Origin of the sequence: Microbacterium sp. Leaf351, assembly GCF_001423825.1 — a bacterium.
Classification (GTDB): Bacteria; Actinomycetota; Actinomycetes; order Actinomycetales; family Microbacteriaceae; genus Microbacterium; species Microbacterium ginsengisoli.
This window is the reverse complement of the sequence record NZ_LMPK01000033.1, coordinates 108,292-124,062: the sequence shown is the minus strand read 5'-3', so window position 1 is coordinate 124,062 and position 15,771 is coordinate 108,292. Positions and strand designations below refer to the sequence as shown.

General features: G+C 69.7%; 19 protein-coding genes, 1 tRNA gene and 1 pseudogene. 7 read left to right on the top strand and 14 right to left on the bottom strand.

Annotated elements, in window-relative coordinates:
- Window positions 1-439, bottom strand: a pseudogene (locus ASG00_RS17865) (hypothetical protein); the annotation flags it as partial.
- Between the two features lie 41 nt (window positions 440-480).
- On the opposite strand from ASG00_RS17865, the gene ASG00_RS08945 reads away from it, so the two are divergent.
- Genes ASG00_RS08945 through ASG00_RS08930 form a run of 4 tightly spaced genes read left to right on the top strand, consistent with a single transcriptional unit; the run spans window position 481 to window position 3,851 of the window.
- On the top strand, window positions 481-1,158 hold the full coding sequence (locus ASG00_RS08945; protein WP_056208742.1) for a DedA family protein: 678 nt from the start codon (window positions 481-483) through the stop codon (window positions 1,156-1,158).
- A gap of 4 nt (window positions 1,159-1,162) precedes the next feature.
- Window positions 1,163-2,206 carry an App1 family protein gene (locus tag ASG00_RS08940; protein WP_056208739.1) on the top strand — a complete coding sequence of 348 codons (1,044 nt, stop codon included), beginning with the start codon at window positions 1,163-1,165 and terminating at the stop codon, window positions 2,204-2,206.
- Window positions 2,207-2,235: 29 nt separating this feature from the next.
- Window positions 2,236-2,949, top strand: a complete 714-nt coding sequence (locus ASG00_RS08935; RefSeq protein WP_056208736.1) for an SOS response-associated peptidase — start codon at window positions 2,236-2,238, stop codon at window positions 2,947-2,949.
- Between the two features lie 14 nt (window positions 2,950-2,963).
- Window positions 2,964-3,851 (top strand): hypothetical protein, encoded by an 888-nt coding sequence (locus ASG00_RS08930; RefSeq protein WP_056208734.1) that lies wholly within the window; start codon window positions 2,964-2,966, stop codon window positions 3,849-3,851.
- On the opposite strand, the gene ASG00_RS08925 is transcribed toward ASG00_RS08930, so the two are convergent.
- Window positions 3,821-4,702 carry a ribokinase gene (locus tag ASG00_RS08925; protein WP_056208731.1) on the bottom strand — a complete coding sequence of 294 codons (882 nt, stop codon included), beginning with the start codon at window positions 4,700-4,702 and terminating at the stop codon, window positions 3,821-3,823. The genes ASG00_RS08930 and ASG00_RS08925 overlap by 31 nt on opposite strands.
- 40 nt (window positions 4,703-4,742) lie before the next feature.
- Between ASG00_RS08925 and ASG00_RS08920 the strand changes: the two genes are divergently transcribed.
- Entirely contained in the window at window positions 4,743-5,711 is a 969-nt protein-coding gene (locus ASG00_RS08920) for a nucleoside hydrolase (RefSeq protein ID WP_056208726.1), read from the top strand.
- On the opposite strand, the gene ASG00_RS08915 is transcribed toward ASG00_RS08920, so the two are convergent.
- Window positions 5,680-6,267: a TetR/AcrR family transcriptional regulator gene (locus tag ASG00_RS08915; protein ID WP_082483175.1), complete on the bottom strand. Its 588-nt coding sequence runs from the start codon at window positions 6,265-6,267 to the stop codon at window positions 5,680-5,682. The genes ASG00_RS08920 and ASG00_RS08915 overlap by 32 nt on opposite strands.
- Before the next feature lie 48 nt (window positions 6,268-6,315).
- Here ASG00_RS08915 and ASG00_RS08910 point away from each other — a divergent pair, with 48 nt between their 5' ends.
- Window positions 6,316-7,368 carry an SDR family NAD(P)-dependent oxidoreductase gene (locus tag ASG00_RS08910; RefSeq protein ID WP_056208721.1) on the top strand — a complete coding sequence of 351 codons (1,053 nt, stop codon included), beginning with the start codon at window positions 6,316-6,318 and terminating at the stop codon, window positions 7,366-7,368.
- 47 nt (window positions 7,369-7,415) lie between these two features.
- Here ASG00_RS08910 and ASG00_RS08905 read toward each other — a convergent pair.
- The 10 genes from ASG00_RS08905 to rplU all read right to left on the bottom strand — a co-directional run bounded on the left by ASG00_RS08905 (window position 7,416) and on the right by rplU (window position 14,036).
- A tRNA-Ala gene (locus ASG00_RS08905) sits at window positions 7,416-7,491 on the bottom strand.
- Between the two features lie 77 nt (window positions 7,492-7,568).
- Window positions 7,569-7,943 (bottom strand): ribosome silencing factor, encoded by a 375-nt coding sequence (gene rsfS / locus ASG00_RS08900; RefSeq protein ID WP_045248352.1) that lies wholly within the window; start codon window positions 7,941-7,943, stop codon window positions 7,569-7,571.
- Window positions 7,940-8,908, bottom strand: coding sequence for a hypothetical protein (locus ASG00_RS08895; protein WP_056208718.1), 969 nt, complete (start codon window positions 8,906-8,908; stop codon window positions 7,940-7,942). The genes rsfS and ASG00_RS08895 overlap by 4 nt, the downstream gene beginning before the upstream one ends.
- Complete coding sequence (nadD, locus tag ASG00_RS08890) at window positions 8,905-9,504, bottom strand: nicotinate-nucleotide adenylyltransferase (RefSeq protein ID WP_045248354.1); 600 nt, start codon at window positions 9,502-9,504, stop codon at window positions 8,905-8,907. The genes ASG00_RS08895 and nadD overlap by 4 nt, the downstream gene beginning before the upstream one ends.
- An 8-nt stretch (window positions 9,505-9,512) precedes the next feature.
- Window positions 9,513-9,731, bottom strand: a complete 219-nt coding sequence (locus tag ASG00_RS08885; RefSeq protein ID WP_045248355.1) for a hypothetical protein — start codon at window positions 9,729-9,731, stop codon at window positions 9,513-9,515.
- A 48-nt stretch (window positions 9,732-9,779) separates the two neighbouring features.
- A complete protein-coding gene (locus tag ASG00_RS08880) occupies window positions 9,780-11,039 on the bottom strand; it encodes a glutamate-5-semialdehyde dehydrogenase (protein ID WP_056208716.1) in 1,260 nt (419 codons plus the stop codon).
- Window positions 11,036-11,878, bottom strand: coding sequence for a glutamate 5-kinase (gene proB / locus ASG00_RS08875; RefSeq protein WP_056208713.1), 843 nt, complete (start codon window positions 11,876-11,878; stop codon window positions 11,036-11,038). Before proB ends, ASG00_RS08880 begins: the two co-directional genes overlap by 4 nt.
- The gene (obgE, locus tag ASG00_RS08870) at window positions 11,875-13,362 is read right to left on the bottom strand and encodes a GTPase ObgE (RefSeq protein ID WP_056208710.1); all 1,488 of its coding nucleotides are present in this window, start codon (window positions 13,360-13,362) and stop codon (window positions 11,875-11,877) included. Before obgE ends, proB begins: the two co-directional genes overlap by 4 nt.
- Window positions 13,363-13,448: 86 nt before the next feature.
- The gene (rpmA, locus tag ASG00_RS08865) at window positions 13,449-13,706 is read right to left on the bottom strand and encodes a 50S ribosomal protein L27 (RefSeq protein WP_045248359.1); all 258 of its coding nucleotides are present in this window, start codon (window positions 13,704-13,706) and stop codon (window positions 13,449-13,451) included.
- A 21-nt stretch (window positions 13,707-13,727) separates the two neighbouring features.
- Window positions 13,728-14,036 (bottom strand): 50S ribosomal protein L21, encoded by a 309-nt coding sequence (gene rplU / locus ASG00_RS08860; protein ID WP_045248360.1) that lies wholly within the window; start codon window positions 14,034-14,036, stop codon window positions 13,728-13,730.
- A 215-nt stretch (window positions 14,037-14,251) separates the two neighbouring features.
- Between rplU and ASG00_RS08855 the strand changes: the two genes are divergently transcribed.
- Entirely contained in the window at window positions 14,252-14,515 is a 264-nt protein-coding gene (locus tag ASG00_RS08855) for a DUF4031 domain-containing protein (protein ID WP_056208708.1), read from the top strand.
- On the opposite strand, the gene ASG00_RS17860 is transcribed toward ASG00_RS08855, so the two are convergent.
- Window positions 14,512-15,771, bottom strand: a 1,260-nt coding sequence (locus ASG00_RS17860) for an Rne/Rng family ribonuclease (protein ID WP_235559464.1), incomplete at its 5' end; no start/stop codon positions are given. The two genes, ASG00_RS08855 and ASG00_RS17860, sit on opposite strands and share 4 nt — an antisense overlap.

Below are 15,771 nucleotides of genomic sequence, written 5' to 3'. Positions count from 1 at the left end.
CGGGGCTGTCGCGCGAGTGTGCCGGCCCGAGCGGCGGGGCGACGGGAGGGTGGGCGTTCGCGAGGGGCACCCGCAGGCGATCGGCGGCCGGTCCCGTGAGCGCTACGGAGCCGGTGCGGCGGTCGATGCGCGCGACCGTCTCGACGCGCAGCCACCCGTCGGGCAGGCCGCCGGCGGGCACGTCGGCCCCCGCTCGCCGTGCGGCGTCGTCGTACCCCCACCAGCCGACCCAGTCGGGGGACGCCTCGCCGGCGGAGCGCCCGCCGACCACGACCTGTCGGGGTTCCTCCGGCGAGACCGGCGAGCCGATCCCGACCCAGTCGACGCCGTCCGGTCCGGTGCCGGCGTCGATCCAGAACAGGTGCGGCTCGTGTCGCAGCGCAGCGAACAGGCGCGCGGCCGTCGGAGCCGCGGCATCCGGTTGCGACACGACGCCCATCCACTCAGGTTAGATGCGGCATCCGCCCCTACGCTCGCATCGTGGATCAGGTTCTGACGTGGCTGCTCGACGCCGTGCAGTCGGTGGATCCGCTCGTGCGCGTGCTCATCGTGGGCTTCGCGATGATGTGCGAGACCAGCATCCTCATCGGCCTCATCGTTCCCGGCGACACCGTCGTGATCGTCGCCGCGACCGCCGTCACCACCCCGCTGCAGGGCGTCGCGATCGCGACCGCCGCCGTCGTGGGGGCGCTCATCGGCGAGTCGATCGGGTATGCGCTCGGCAAGTTCCTGGGGCCGAAGATCCGGATGTCGCGCCTCGGCCGTCGCATCGGCGAGCACAACTGGCTGCGGGCGGAGAACTATCTGCAGCGCCGCGGCGGCATCGCCATCTTCCTGTCGCGGTTCTTGCCGGTGCTGCACTCGCTCGTGCCGCTCACCGTCGGCATGTCGGGGTATTCGTATCGGCGCTTCCTGGCATGGACGACGCCGGCGTGCGTCATCTGGGCGGCGCTCTACGTGACAGTCTCCGCCCTCGCGTCGGGCACGTACCGCGATCTCTCGGGCGAGATCCATTTCGCTGGCTACGTGTTCGTCGGCATCATCGTCGTGTACGTCGTGCTCGTGTATGTCGTCAAGAAGGTCATCGAACGGGCCGAGCGCAAGCACCTCGCGACGGACGGGGAGCCCACGGGCGCGGCATCCGACGTGACAGACTGAACGGGTGCCCTCCCGCTCGACCGATTCCCCCCGGCCCGCGAAGGTGCTCTGGCTCGCCCGACTGGAGCGTCGATTCCACGCCTGGCGTGAGCGCCGCGCCCGCCGCCGCGGCCTGACGCCTGTCGTCGCCGCGTTCCCGGGCTACGGGGGCGCGGACTGGGTACGTGTGCTCGGCCGCGTCATGATCGTGCCGCCGGCATCTCGTGCGTCGCGGGCGTCGTACACCGGCGTGCGCGGGTGGCGCAGCTTCGCTGCGGTGCCCATCGCCCATGCCCGGGTCGAGGTGCTCATCGACGGGGCGGCGCATGAGGTGACCGCCGACGCAGGCGGCGTGGTCGACGTCGTGGTTCCGGCCCGGCTCGAACCCGGGTGGCAGGAGTTCTCCGTCTCGGTCGAAGGCGGCGAGCCGATCACGATGCGCACCTTCATCGTCGGAGCGGAGGTCACCTTCGGCGTGGTCTCGGACGTCGACGACACGGTGATGGTCACCGCGCTCCCCCGCCCGCTGCTCGCCGCATGGAACTCGTTCGTCGTGAACGAGCACGCCCGCCAACCCGTGCCGGGCATGGCGGTGCTGCTCGAACGACTTGCGACCCAGCACCCCGGCGCTCCGGTCATCTACCTCTCGACGGGCGCGTGGAATGTCGCCCCCACTCTTCGCCGGTTCCTGCGGCGTCATCTGTTCCCCGCAGGCGCCATGCTGCTCACCGACTGGGGACCCACCCACGACCGTCTGTTCCGCAGCGGTCGACTCCACAAGCAGGAGAACCTCGAACGGCTCGCCCGCGAGTTCCCACACGTGCGCTGGCTGCTCGTCGGCGACGACGGACAGCACGATGACGCGCTCTACACGGCGTTCACGATCGTACATCCCGACAACGTCGCCGGTGTCGCCATCCGACGCCTCACACCGGCGGAAGCCGTGCTCGCGGGCGGTCGGACGGCGGTTGACGACCACTCCGCGGCATCCGTGCCGTGGGTCACCGGAGACGACGGCGCAGCGCTCATGAAGAAGCTCGCCGGCGTCGGACTCGTGTCGGGACGCTGACGTCGTACCCCGGGCCTAGGCTCAGGGCCATGTGCGGAAGATTCGTGGTCGCGAACGTCGGATCCGAGCTCGTCGGCGTGCTGCGGGCCGACACGATCGCGGACGATCTGCCCCAGCCCTCGTACAACGTCGCACCGACGATGAGGGCGGCGATCGTGCTCGACTCGGCGAAGACCGATCCCCCGACCCGCCGCGTCGAAGCCGCGCGGTGGGGTCTCGTTCCCGCGTGGGCCAAGGACCCGTCCATCGGCACGCGCGCCTTCAACGCTCGCAGCGAAGAGGTCGAGGACAAGCCGATGTTCCGAGCGGCGCTGGTGAAGCGTCGGGCCATCGTGCCGGCGACGGGGTACTTCGAGTGGCAGCAGACGCCCGATGGCAAGGTGCCCCACTACATCCATCCCGCCGATGACGCCCCTCTGTTCTTCGCGGGACTCTACGAGTGGTGGAAGGACCCGTCGAAGGCCGACGACGATCCCGCGCTGTGGCTGCTGAGCTTCACGATCCTCACCCGGTCGGCGGTCGGCCGGCTCGGCTCCATCCACGAGCGGATGCCCCTGTTCGTCGATGCGGACTTCGCCGACGCCTGGCTCGACACCGACCTCGACAACATCGGAGACGTGCTCGACGCCGCCATCGATGCGGCGCCCGACGTGGCCGAGTCGCTTGCCGACTGGCCGGTTGCGTCGCAGGTCGGCAACGTGCGCAACGACTCGCCCGCGAACATCCTGCCGGTCGGTCCCTGACGTATCCTCGTGCGGTGACCCTTCAGACGGATGCCGCACCACTGGCTCCGCCCGTCTGGCATGCGCTCGAGTCGGCTCATGCCGCCCGTGCCGACGCTCTGACGTCCGCGCATCGCGCGCGCAAGGCGCGCGGCGAGAAGCATCCCGTCGAGGACTTCCTCTTCACCTACTACGGCTACAAGCCTGCGGTGCTGCGCCGCTGGCACCCCGGCATCGGCGTCGCACTCGCGGATCCCGACGGCGTTCGCGCGCAGTGGCGTCACTACCGCACGGACGACGGGGTCAGCGCTGTGCACGCCGCTGCTCTCGCCGAGTCCCACGGTGACCTGATCGCACGAGTCGGTGATCTACTCACGGCCGTGCATTCCCGTCGCGGCATGTACGGTTGCTTCGGCCTCCACGAGTGGGCGATGGTCTACCGAGCGCCCGAGACGCGTCATGAGGTACCGCTGCGGCTGGGGTCCGCCGGCACCGACGCCGTGGTGGAGGCCTCCGTTCTGCAGTGCTCGCACGTCGACGCGGTGCGCTTCTTCACACCCGCGGCACTGCCCCGCAACGCTCACCGGCCGACACGGGAGCTGCAGCGCGATTTCGACCAGCCGGGATGCCTGCACGTCAACATGGATCTCTACAAGTGGGCGATCAAGCTCGGTCCGCTCGTGCCCGGTGAGGTGCTGCTCGATGCGTTCGAGCTCGCCCGCGACATCCGCGAACTCGACATGCGCGCCTCGCCGTACGACCTCGGCGACTGGGGGTACGAGCCCGTGCGCATCGAGACTCCCGAGGGCAAGGCGGCGTATGTGAGCGCCCAGCGCGCCTTCACCGCACGGGCGGACGAGATTCGCGGCGCGCTCCTGGCGGCGCACGCGGACTACAGCGCGGCGCTCACCCGCTCGGCGTAGGACTCCAGGCGTGCGAACTCGGGGCGAGCTCCGCGCACGCGCACGGCGTCCGCGCCGACAGCGCACGCGAGCGTCAGCGCCACGTGCGCGTCGAGTCCGCCCGCGAGTGCGATCGTCACCGCGGCGCAGAAGGCGTCTCCCGCGCCGACGGTGTCGACGGGTGTGACGCGCTCGGCGGGCACGCGCGCGATCTCGGTTCCGCGCTCCAGCAATGACGCACCGCCGGCGCCGTGCGTCACGACGACGCGCTGCGCGGTGGCCAGAGCGGGCAGTGCCGCGTACTCGCTGTCGTTGACGATCACCAGGTCCGCACGCGCGATCGCAGCTCCGCTCAGTGCGCGCGCGGGAGCAGCGTTGATCGCGAGGTAGCCGGTTGCCTCGGATGCGAGCCGGTCGATCACGGCGAGAGGGATTTCCAGCTGGGTGAGAATCACGGATGCCGCCACCACCGCCTCGTCCGTCACGGTCAGCGTCTCGTTCGCCCCGGCGCACACGACGATCTGGTTCTCACCCGCAGCGTCGACGGCGATCAGCGCCGTGCCGGTCGGCTCGACACTCGTGCCGACGGCGGACACATCCACCCCGGCCTGTCGCAGCGCCTCGCGCATCTCGCGCCCGTCGGCGTCGTCGCCCACCGCACCGATCATCACGGTGGCGGCTCCGAGGCGCGCGGCCGCCGCGGCCTGATTGGCTCCCTTTCCGCCCGGCGATCGACGCAGGCGTCCGCCTCCGACCGTCTCCCCCGCCGCAGGCAGACGTTCCACATCGGCGACGATGTCGATGTTGATGCTGCCGATCACCAGCAACCGCGTCTGGTGTGTGATCCGGGCGACATCTGCGGCGTCTAGCATCGCTCCAGGCTACGCGTGCGCGTGGTCCGAACGGAGAACCATGTCGTCTGCACGTCCCCGCCCGGTCTACTTCGACTGCGATACGGGCGTCGACGACAGCGTGGCGCTCGCGTTGCTGCTGGCATCGCCGGAGATCGCGCTGGTCGGCATCGGCACGGTCAGCGGCAACGTCGATTCGACGCAGGCGGCCCGCAACACGCTCGACCTGCTCGCTCTGGCGGCGCGCGACGACGTGCCGGTCGCCGTGGGCGCCCACGACCATCTCTCCCACGCGCACGATGGCGGCGTCCCTCACATCCACGGGCACAACGGTGTCGGAGACGTCGTGCTGCCGACGTCCCCGATCGAGCCCGACCCGCGCACGGCCGTGCAGCTCCTCCTCGACCTGTCTCATGCGCACTCCGGTGAGCTCGTCGTCGTCACGGTGGGTCCCCTCACCAATCTCGCGCTGGCGCTGCGTGCGGATCCGACGTTGCCCGAACGCGTCGCCTCCGTCGTCACGATGGGGGGCGCGGCGCTCGTTCCGGGAAACATCACCGCCGTCGCGGAGGCGAACATCTACAACGATGCCGAGGCCGCGGCCGAGGTGGCCGAGGCATCCTGGCCGCTCACCCTGGTTCCGCTCGACGTGACTCTCGAGCACCGCCTCGATGAGGACGATCGGGCGGCGCTGTTGGCCTCGGGGCAGCCTCTCGCGCGGGCGATCGGCGACATCCTCGACCTGTACTTCGACTTCTACGTCGGCCTCTACGGCACGCGCAGCTGCGCGCTGCACGACCCCCTCGCGGCGGCGATCGCCATCGGTCTCGTGACGCCCAGCGTGGCACCCGCCGTTCCTCTGGTGGTCGATGCCGGCGATGGTCCCGGGCGCGGTCAGACGATCGCCGACCTGCGGGCGCCGCGTACGGGCTACATCGACCACCCGGGCGTGACGACGCGCATCGTGCTCGACACCGACCGTGCGCTGGCGCCGGTGCTCATCGAGCGTCTGACGACGCCGCGGGCCTGAACGCCCGAGCGAAGATGGCCCGACCGCGGGTCGCGAGTGCCGCGCGTTCGTCCTCGTCGGAGCGGGCCAGTACCGTCGCGATCATCCCGACGGCCAGCAGCACGTCGTCGACGTCGACATGCGATGCGAGTGCGCCCGTCTCGCGCTCCGTGCGCACCAGGCGTCCGACGATCGCGGCGAACCGCGCGCCGAGGCGCTCGACGTCGGGATCGTGCCGGTCCGCCTCGACGAGGTCGATCATCGCGGTCGAGACGACGGCCTGAGCGCAGACCACGTCGAACAGGGCGGTGAGTCCGGTGCCGGATGCCGCGACGAACTGCTCCACCTCATCGAGGTTCTCGTCGAACACGGCAGCCGCGAGCGCCGTACGGGACGGGAAGTGCCGATAGAGGCTGCCTTGGCCGACCCCTGCCCGGCGGGCCACCGCCGACAACGGCGCGGAGAGTCCCTGCTCCCCGAAGACCTCGCGCGCGGCAGCCAGAAGTGCCGCGCGATTCGCCGGGCCGGCCGCGCGTCCCCGATTGGGACGAGCAGCATCTTTCGCGGAGGACGACATGGGCATAACCTAATACCGGACACAGTTGTCCGGTAGAAAGGGGACCCCATGTCCGGCTCGACGCTCACCGCAAACTCCTCCATCGCCGACTGGCTCGCCGACCCGGCGGGCAACGCGATCCTCACCGAGATGCTCGCTCAGAACGGGCAGACTCCCGACGTGTTCAAGCCCGTCCGTCGGCTCGCCATCAAACGGCTGGTCCCGCTCAGCCGCGGAATGTTCACGCAGGAGATGCTGGATGACCTCGTGCGGCGCGCAGCATCGGGAGAAGTGCCCGCTGGCGCACCCGCATCGATCGACACCGACGCGCCGCCCGCGGCATCCGTCCCCGCCGTCGAACCATGGACCGAACGGATCGACGCGGGCCGCTTCGCCGGCAAGACGGTGATCGTCACCGGTGCAGGCTCGGGCATCGGACGCGCCACCGCCTCGCGCATCGCGCGCGAGGGCGGCCACGTGATCGCCGTCGACGTGAGCGCCCCGCGTCTCGAGGAGTTCGCCGGAGAACATGCGGATGTCGCAGTCACGACCATCGTCGCCGACATCACCGACGATGCGGGCGTCGACGCGATCATGGCCGCCGCGGGCGACACGGTCGATGGCCTCGCCAACATCGCCGGCATCATGGACGACATGACGCCCGTGGGCGAGCTCACCGACGCGGTGTGGAACCGTGTCATGGCGATCAACGTCACGGGCACGATGAAGCTGATGCGTGCCGTGATCCCCGGCATGGTCGCGCGCGGATCCGGAGCGATCGTGAACACCGCCTCCGAGGCCGCGCTCCGCGGCTCGGCCGCAGGCGCCGCCTACACCGCCTCGAAGCATGCAGTGGTGGGGCTCACGAAGTCGAGCGCGTTCATGTACGGGCCGAGCGGCCTGCGTGTCAACGCCGTCGCACCGGGCGCCACGATCACGAACATCGAGGCCTCGTTCGCCTCGCCTCTGGGCGCCGAACGTGTGCAGTCCGCGATGGTGCTCATCCCGGGCGCCGTGGAGGCCGAGGCGCTCGCGGCATCCATCACCTTCCTGCTGAGCGACGACGGTGTGAACGTCAACGGCGTCGTTCTCGCGAGCGACGGCGGCTGGTCGGCCGCCTGATCCACGGAACGACGAAGGGCTCCCGATGGTCGTGAGCCCTTCGCGTGTGGTGGACCTGAGGGGACTCGAACCCCTGACCCCCTGCATGCCATGCAGGTGCGCTACCAGCTGCGCCACAGGCCCGTTTCTGGGTGTCACCCCTCGCGGGGCAACTCGATGAGCTTACTACATCGACGGCAAGGACACCGAATCGAGGCGGCTCATTCGGCGGATGCCGCGGGCACCGCTACCGACAGCACCGGGCAGTCCTTCCACAGACGTTCGAGGCCGTAGAACATGCGCTCCTCCTCGTGGAAGACGTGCACGACGATGTCTCCGAAGTCGAGCAGGATCCACCGGGATTCCTCGCGGCCCTCGCGCCGCAGGCGCTTGATGCCGGCTTCGAGCAGTCGCTCCTCCACCTCGTCGGCGATCGCCGCCACGTTGCGCTCATTGCGTCCCGTGACGAGCAGGAAGGCATCGACAAGCGGCAGCGGCTCCGACACGTCGAGCGCGACCAGATCTTCTCCGCCCTTGGAGTCGGCGGCGGCAGCGGCGACCTGCAGGGCGTCGATCGTCGACGCAGACGCCGTCACGAGAGGGCCCCGGTCGCGAAGGCGGCAACGAGGGCGACGACGAGCGCCAGCGCCAGCGCACCGGCCGTGATCGAGAGCACGAGCAGAAGACGGTTGCCCTTCTCGGGCGCTGGCGGACGGATGATCTCGCCAGAACCGTTCTTCACCGTGCTGATGGCCGCACTCGCGGAGATCGGTGTCGGCGACGACGCGGCCGGCAGCTCGCCGTCGATGAGCACAGCGTCGACCTCGTGGCCATCGGCCGCGCCTTCAACGTGCCCACGTGAGCCGAATCCCTCGGGCAGCTCGAACGTGCCGGTGATCAGCACCTCACCCGTGCCCGTGATGGGCGCGACGAGTGAGCCCGTCAGGAGAGGGTTCTGATTGACGATGAGGGCATTGGATGTCGACGTCGATCCACTCGACTCCCCGCCGGCGATCAGCAGATCATCGAAAGACGCTGACGGCACGGAGGCGGACCGCAGCTTGTCGAAGAGCCCCTCGCCGAGCGACGGATTCACCGTCACCTGTGACTCCTCGCGCGGAGGTGCGATGGGCACCTCCTCGACGAGCACGGCCGAGAGGGACTCTTCAGCGACCTCGACGGGCGTCGCCGACGCATCGGCGGCGAACACCGGAGCGGGGGATGCATCGCTCGCCACGGCGGGCGATGCCGGCTCGGGTGAGACCACCGGAATCGACGCCGTGCGGATCCGCTCCTGCTCGCGGGCCTGCCGGCGGGTGAGCGGGGACACACCGAGGTCGACGGAAGCGGCGGGACCGGGCGCCGGGCGCAGGTCGACGGGCTCCGCCGGCCGGGCGAGAGGAACAGCAGCGACAGGGGCGGCAGCGGGTGTGGCGACATCCGGTGTCTCGACCGCCTCTGCGGTCGCCTCGTCGACCACCGGGGTCGAACCGGTGTTGCGCAGGTCGCGCAGCTGACGACGCGTCAGCGGCGGCGTGCCGGACTGATCAGGGGAACTCATGCCTTGCTCCGATAGAGGTGATGTTTCGCAATGTACTGGACGACCCCGTCGGGAACGAGGTACCACACCGGTTGTCCGCGTTCTACGCGCGCCCGGCAGTCCGTGGAGGAGATCGCGAGGGCGGGAACCTCGAGCAGACTCACGCCACGGGGCGGCAGGCCGTCGGCGCTGAGCACGTGACCGGGGCGCGACACCGCGACGAAGTGGGCGAGATCCCACAGCCCATCATTGTCCTTCCAACTGAGAATCTGCGCTATGGCGTCAGCTCCCGTGATGAAGAAGAGGTCGGCACCCGGGTAGTGCGACTGGATGTCCCGCAGCGTGTCGACCGTGTAGGTGGGACCGTCACGATCGATATCGACGCGGCTCACACGGAACTGCGGGTTCGCGGCCGTCGCGATCACCGTCATCAGATAGCGGTGCTCGCTCTCGGTCACCCGGGACTTCTGCCAGGGCGTGCCGGTGGGAACGAACACGACCTCATCGAGATCGAAGGATGCCGCCACCTCCGACGCGGCGACCAGGTGTCCGTGATGGATCGGGTCGAACGTGCCGCCCATGACGCCGATGCGCGGCGTCCGTGCTGCAGCCGTCATGCAGGGCCTTAGTGGCCGTGACCCGCCTGCTCGAGCTCCTTGGCGTGCGACTTCGCATAGGCCTCCGCCTTGTGCGCGTGACGGTTCGCCGTGTGGCGGTACGAGAGCGTGACGAGCCCGAGGAGAGCGAACACCGAGATGGCGATGATCGGGAACACGATCGTCTCGAGCATCACGTTGCCGTGGCTCTCTTCGGCCGCGGACACGAGGATGGTCGCGAAGGTCATGGGTACTCCGTTCGGATGGGGGCGCGCGCGCCCGCTCAGTCTATGCCGTCAGGCACGCACCTGCCCGGCGCCCCGGGCGAGCCACTTCGTGCTGGTGAGTTCGGGAAGGCCCATCGGTCCGCGGGCGTGCAGCTTCTGTGTGGAGATGCCCACCTCGGCGCCGAAGCCGAACTCGCCACCGTCGGTGAACCGGGTCGAGGCATTCACCATCACGACGGCCGAGTCGACCTCCGCGAGGAACCGTTCGGCATTGGCCTCGTCGGCCGTGAGGATCGACTCCGTGTGGTGGGTCGAATAGGTGCGGATGTGCGCGAGCGCGTCGTCGAGGTCGTCGACGACCTTCATGGCCACATCCAGGGTCAGGTATTCCGTCGCCCAGTCCGCCTCGGTCGCGGGCACGACGCCGGGTGCCAGGGCGCCGACGGTCGAGTCGCCGTGGATCGTGACACCCGCCGCAGCGAGGGCGGCCGCCACATCCGGGATCAGACGCTCCGCCGCATCGCGGTGCACGAGGATCGTCTCGACCGAGTTGCAGACGCTCGGGCGCTGCGCCTTCGCGTTGACCGCGATATCCGCCGCCCAATCCGCGCGCGCCGTCTCGTCGAGGAAGATGTGCACGACACCTGCCCCCGTCTCGATGACCGGCACCGTGGACTCTGTCACGACGGTCTCGATGAGCTGCGCACTCCCCCGCGGGACCAGCACGTCGATCAGACCACGAGCGTGCATGAGCTCGCGGGCACCGTCGCGGCCTTCGTCGTCGAGAGTCTGGATCGCCTCGGGGTCGACACCCTCTGCGGCGAGAGCCTCCCGCATGACGCGCACCAGCTCTGCGTTGCTCGCCGCGGCCGCCGTGCCCCCTCGGAGCACCACGGCGTTGCCCGACCGCAGCGCGAGCGCCGCGATGTCGACGGTCACATTGGGACGAGCCTCATAGATCGAGCCGACCACGCCCAGCGGGACGGACACCTTGGTGAGCGTCACCCCACCCGCGATCACGCGCTCATCGAGCACGCGTCCCACCGGATCGGGGAGAGCCGCGGCATCGCGCACGGCACCGGCGAGGGCGCCCACGCGGGCCTCATCGAGGCGCAGACGGTCGAGCAGACCGGGCGCGAGCCCGTCCCGCTCGCCCCGCGCGAGATCGTCGGCGTTGGCCGCGACGATCGCCGCGGCATCCGCCTCGATCGCGTCGGCGATCGCACGCAGTAAGGATGCCTTCTTGTCGTCACCGAGCAGGCCGATCTGACGCGATGCGTCGCGAGCCAGAACCATCCGCTCGCGAGCGGTGGTGCGCACCAGGGTCATCCCGCCAGTGTATCCGCGCCGGTGCTCACCGGTCCCGTGAGCGGATGCCGCGGCGCCTGGTCATCCGGCACGAACCATGTGCCGACGTGCTCACCCCCGAGCGCCTCGCCGATGAGATCTGCGCTGGTCACGAGTACGCCCACTCCCGCGGCCGCGGCGAGCGTGGCGGCCGAGACCTTGGTCGCCGCTCCCCCGGTGCCGACGCTGTTGACGACGACCGAGCCGAACTCGTAGCCGGCGAGATCGTCTCCGAACGCGACGGTGTCGATCGGCGTCGCCCCGGGCTCACCGGGCGGGCGGGTGTACAGGCACTCGATGTCGCTCAACAGCACGAGCGCGTCCGCGCCGACGAGCCGCGCGACGAGCGCTGCGAGCCGGTCGTTGTCGCCGAAGCGGATCTCGTGGGTCGCGACCGTGTCGTTCTCGTTCACGATCGGAAGGATGCGCAGGCGCAGCAGGCGCTCCATCGCACGCCGCGCGTTCGACCGATGGGTCGCGTTCTCCAAGTCGCCGGCAGTGAGCAGCACCTGCCCTGCGACGATGGCGAACGGGCGAAGGGCCGCCTGGTAGCGATAGATCAGCACGTTCTGTCCGACGGCCGCCGCCGCCTGCTGGGTGGCAAGGTCTGTCGGTCGCTCGTCGAGACGCAGATACGGCATGCCGGTGGCGATGGCCCCCGAGGAGACCAGGACCACCTCGGTGCCCCGCCCGTACGCTTCCGCCAGGGCGGCGACGATCGGCTCGATCTTGTGGACGTTCTCGCCGCTGATCGAGGAGGATCCGACCTTCACGACCACGCGAGTCGCGCCGCGAAGCTCGGCGCGTGAGGTGACGGTCACTCGTCGTCCTCGTCGAACTCGTACGCGGACTCCGCGCGCGCGGCCGCCTTTGCATCCATCAGCTCGTGATACTGCTCACGGCGCTCGCGCGTCGTGCGACGCGTGCGATCATCCAGGCGCGGGTCTGTGCCTCGCGGCGCGGTCATGAGCTCGGCCGCCGAGGTGAGGGCGGGCTGCCAGTCGAAGACGATGCCGTCCCCCGGACCGATGACGACGGTGGCTCCGGGCGTCGCACCGACGCGGAACAGCTCGTCCTCGACGCCGAGCTTGGCCAGCCGGTCGGCGAGGAAGCCGACGGCCTCGTCATTCTGGAAGTCGGTCTGCTGCACCCACCGCACCGGCTTCTCGCCGAGGATGCGATAGATGTCGCCGTAGGTGCCGCCCTCGACGCGCACGGTGAAATCGGCCACCGCACCCTGCGGGCGGATGATCACGCGGGCCGGCGTGGGCGCGGATGACGCGACCTTCCGCTGCTCGGCGACGATCTCCGCCATCGCGAACGTGAGCTCGCGCAGCCCCTCGCGGCTGACCGTGGAGATCTCGAACACCCGATAGCCGCGCTGCTCGAGGTCACCGCGGACGAACTCGGCGAGTTCCTCCGCCTCGGGCACGTCCACCTTGTTGAGCGCGATGAGCTGAGGTCGCTCCAGGAGCGGCACCTGCCCTTCGGGCACCGGATAGGCACCCAGCTCGGCGAGGATGACATCGAGATCGCTCAGCGGGTCACGCCCCGGCTCGAGCGTGGCGCAGTCGAGCACGTGCACGAGCGCCGCGCAGCGCTCCACGTGGCGAAGGAACTCGAGGCCGAGTCCACGGCCGTCGCTGGCGCCCTCGATGAGCCCCGGGACATCCGCGATCGTGTAGCGGATGTCTCCCGCCTGCACGACGCCCAGATTGGGGTGCAGAGTCGTGAACGGATAGTCGGCGATCTTCGGGCGAGCCGCCGACACCGCCGCGATCAGGCTCGACTTCCCTGCCGAGGGGAAGCCCACGAGCGCCACGTCGGCGACGGTCTTCAGCTCGAGCCGGACATCGCCCTCCCAGCCGGGCGTGCCGAGAAGCGCGAAGCCCGGGGCCTTGCGCTTCGGGTTCGCGAGCGCCGCATTGCCGAGACCGCCGCGGCCACCGGGAGCGACCACCAGCCGCATGCCGGGCTCGATCAGATCGGCGATGAGCTCGCCGTCCTCCGTGGTGACGACGGTGCCCACCGGAACCGGCAGCTCGACGTCGTCGCCCTCGGCGCCCGAACGGTTGTCACCCATCCCGAACCCGCCGTTGCCGGCGGACCGGTGCGGTGAGTGGTGGTAGGACAGCAGGGTCGTGGTCTGCGGGTCGGCGACGAGCACGATGTCACCGCCGTCGCCGCCGTTGCCTCCGTCGGGACCGGCGAGCGGCTTGAACTTCTCACGACGTACCGACACACAGCCGTTGCCGCCCTTGCCGGCGCGCAGATGGAGCGTCACGGTGTCCACGAACGTGACCATGGCGGCATCCTCTCGATATGGGCCGGAAATGAGGCGAGGGGCGAGCCGAAGCCCGCCCCTCGCCGAGTCTTATGCGTCGACCCGGATCACTCCGCGGAAGCGACGATGTTGACGACCTTGCGGCCGCCCTTGGTGCCGAACTCGACGGCACCGGCCGACAGCGCGAACAGCGTGTCGTCGCCGCCACGGCCGACGTTCACGCCGGGGTGGAAGTGCGTACCGCGCTGGCGGACGATGATCTCGCCGGCGTTGACGACCTGGCCGCCGAAGCGCTTCACGCCGAGGCGCTGCGCGTTCGAGTCACGACCGTTGCGGGTGGAGCTTGCGCCCTTTTTGTGTGCCATCTGAACGTCTCCCCTGGCTGCTTACTTGATGCCGGTGACCTTGACGCGCGTGAGGTCCTGACGGTGGCCCTGGCGCTTCTTGTAGCCGGTCTTGTTCTTGAACTTCTGGATCACGATCTTCGGGCCGCGCTCGTTGCCGAGCACCTCGGCCGTGACCGACACCTTCGCGAGCTTGTCGGCGTCAGTGGTCACGGCGTCGCCGTCGACCAGGAGCACCGCGGCGAGCTCGACCTTCTCGCCGACCTGCGCCTGAAGGCGGTCGAGAACGACGATCGAGCCGACCTGGACCTTCTCCTGGCGGCCGCCGGCGCGCACAACTGCGTAAACCACTTCACACCTGTTTCTTCAGGGAGCTGACTGCTCCGTGTTGTCCATCCGTATCGCCCGTGAAGGGCGGGAAAGTCACGGTGCCACCGGACATCGAGTCCTCGCGCCGCTCCCGGGGTGCAGCGCATGACGCACCAAAGGGATACTTTACCGGATGCCGCGCCCTCCGGCAAAGCGAGACGGGGCCGTGTCGCGGCATCCGCTCGTAGACTTCCGGAGTGATCCTGATCGACGACCCCCGCTGGCCCGCACACGGACGCCTCTGGTCGCATCTCGTCAGCGACCACAGCCTCGAGGAGTTGCACACGTTCGCCCGCGCGAACGAGCTTCCGGCCCGCGCCTTCGATCTCGACCACTACGACGTTCCGGCCGAGGCCCACGAGCGTCTCGTCGCCGCCGGCGCGACCGCCGTCGACGGGCACACGCTCGTGCGCCGGCTCATCGCGTCCGGTCTGCGCGTACGCGCGCGCGACCGCGCTTAGCCCTGCGGCTGCTCGCCGACGACCGGCGTCGTCGTGAGCGTCGCCGTCGTCACACGGCGGCGCGCGCGACCCTGACCGGGGGCCTTCGGCTCAGGCAGCGCGTTGAGCACCGAGTCGAGGAGGATGTCCGCTTCGCTCTTCGAGGATCCCCCGTCGGAGCGCTTGCGACGACGCTTGGGACGCTCGGGCTGCTCAGCGCTATCCGCCGACGGCAGCTCGATCTCCAGCGGTACACCCGAATCGGTCAGCACGGGCGCGATGGTTGAGGCCGCGATCTTCGCGAGTGCCGACTTCGCACCCTCGGTGATCACGTGGGTGCCCCCACCCGCCGGAGCCGGCTGCTGCGGAGCAGCCGCGGCGTTCACGCCGTTCTGCCCCTGGCCGCCGCGATTGCGCCGCGTGCCGCCGTTCGTGGCGGGCGCCGCCGTGCGGTGCTTCACAACCGGGTCGTGGTGCACGATGACGCCGCGCCCGGCGCAGATCTCGCACGCCTCGCTGAAGGTCTCGAGCAGGCCGAGCCCCAGCTTCTTGCGGGTCATCTGCACGAGCCCGAGGGACGTGACCTCGGCGACCTGGTGCTTCGTCCGGTCGCGCGAGAGGCACTCGATGAGGCGCCGCAGCACGAGATCGCGGTTCGACTCGAGCACCATGTCGATGAAGTCGACGACGATGATGCCGCCGATGTCGCGCAGTCGCAGCTGACGCACGATCTCCTCGGCCGCCTCGAGATTGTTCTTCGTGACGGTCTCCTCGAGGTTCCCGCCCGAGCCGACGAACTTGCCCGTGTTGACGTCGACGACCGTCATGGCCTCGGTGCGGTCGATGACGAGCGAACCGCCCGAGGGAAGCCACACCTTTCGCTCGAGCGCCTTCTCGATCTGCTCGGTCACGCGGAACGTGTCGAACGGGTCGCGCTCGCCCTCGTAGCGCTCGACGCGCTCGAGAAGGTCGGGCGCCACCGCACGCAGGTAGCTCTCGATGGTCTGCTGGCCCTCGTCACCCTGGATGAGCATCTTCGTGAAGTCCTCATTGAAGACGTCACGCACGATCTTGACGAGGAGGTCAGGCTCGGAGTGCAGCAGCGCCGGCGCCTGACCCGCCTGCGTCTGGGCGCTGATGTGCTCCCACTGCGAAGTCAGACGCTGCACATCGCGGGTGAGCTGCTCCTCGGTGGCGCCCTCGGCCGCGGTGCGCACGATCACACCCGACGACTCCGGCAGCACCTCCTTGAGGATCTTCTTCAGGCGGGCGCGCTC

Bases quoted from the DNA above. Each gene is read 5' to 3' on its own strand.
- ASG00_RS08935 (WP_056208736.1), top strand. From the start codon at position 2,236: ATGTGCGGAAGATTCGTGGTCGCGAACGTCGGATCCGAGCTCGTCGGC.
- ASG00_RS08925 (WP_056208731.1), bottom strand. From the start codon at position 4,702: ATGCTAGACGCCGCAGATGTCGCCCGGATCACACACCAGACGCGGTTG.
- ASG00_RS08920 (WP_056208726.1), top strand. From the start codon at position 4,743: ATGTCGTCTGCACGTCCCCGCCCGGTCTACTTCGACTGCGATACGGGC.
- ASG00_RS08915 (WP_082483175.1), bottom strand. From the start codon at position 6,267: ATGTCGTCCTCCGCGAAAGATGCTGCTCGTCCCAATCGGGGACGCGCG.
- ASG00_RS08910 (WP_056208721.1), top strand. From the start codon at position 6,316: ATGTCCGGCTCGACGCTCACCGCAAACTCCTCCATCGCCGACTGGCTC.
- ASG00_RS08895 (WP_056208718.1), bottom strand. From the start codon at position 8,908: ATGAGTTCCCCTGATCAGTCCGGCACGCCGCCGCTGACGCGTCGTCAG.
- nadD (WP_045248354.1), bottom strand. From the start codon at position 9,504: ATGACGGCTGCAGCACGGACGCCGCGCATCGGCGTCATGGGCGGCACG.
- ASG00_RS08885 (WP_045248355.1), bottom strand. From the start codon at position 9,731: ATGACCTTCGCGACCATCCTCGTGTCCGCGGCCGAAGAGAGCCACGGC.
- ASG00_RS08880 (WP_056208716.1), bottom strand. From the start codon at position 11,039: ATGACCCTGGTGCGCACCACCGCTCGCGAGCGGATGGTTCTGGCTCGC.
- obgE (WP_056208710.1), bottom strand. From the start codon at position 13,362: ATGGTCACGTTCGTGGACACCGTGACGCTCCATCTGCGCGCCGGCAAG.
- rpmA (WP_045248359.1), bottom strand. From the start codon at position 13,706: ATGGCACACAAAAAGGGCGCAAGCTCCACCCGCAACGGTCGTGACTCG.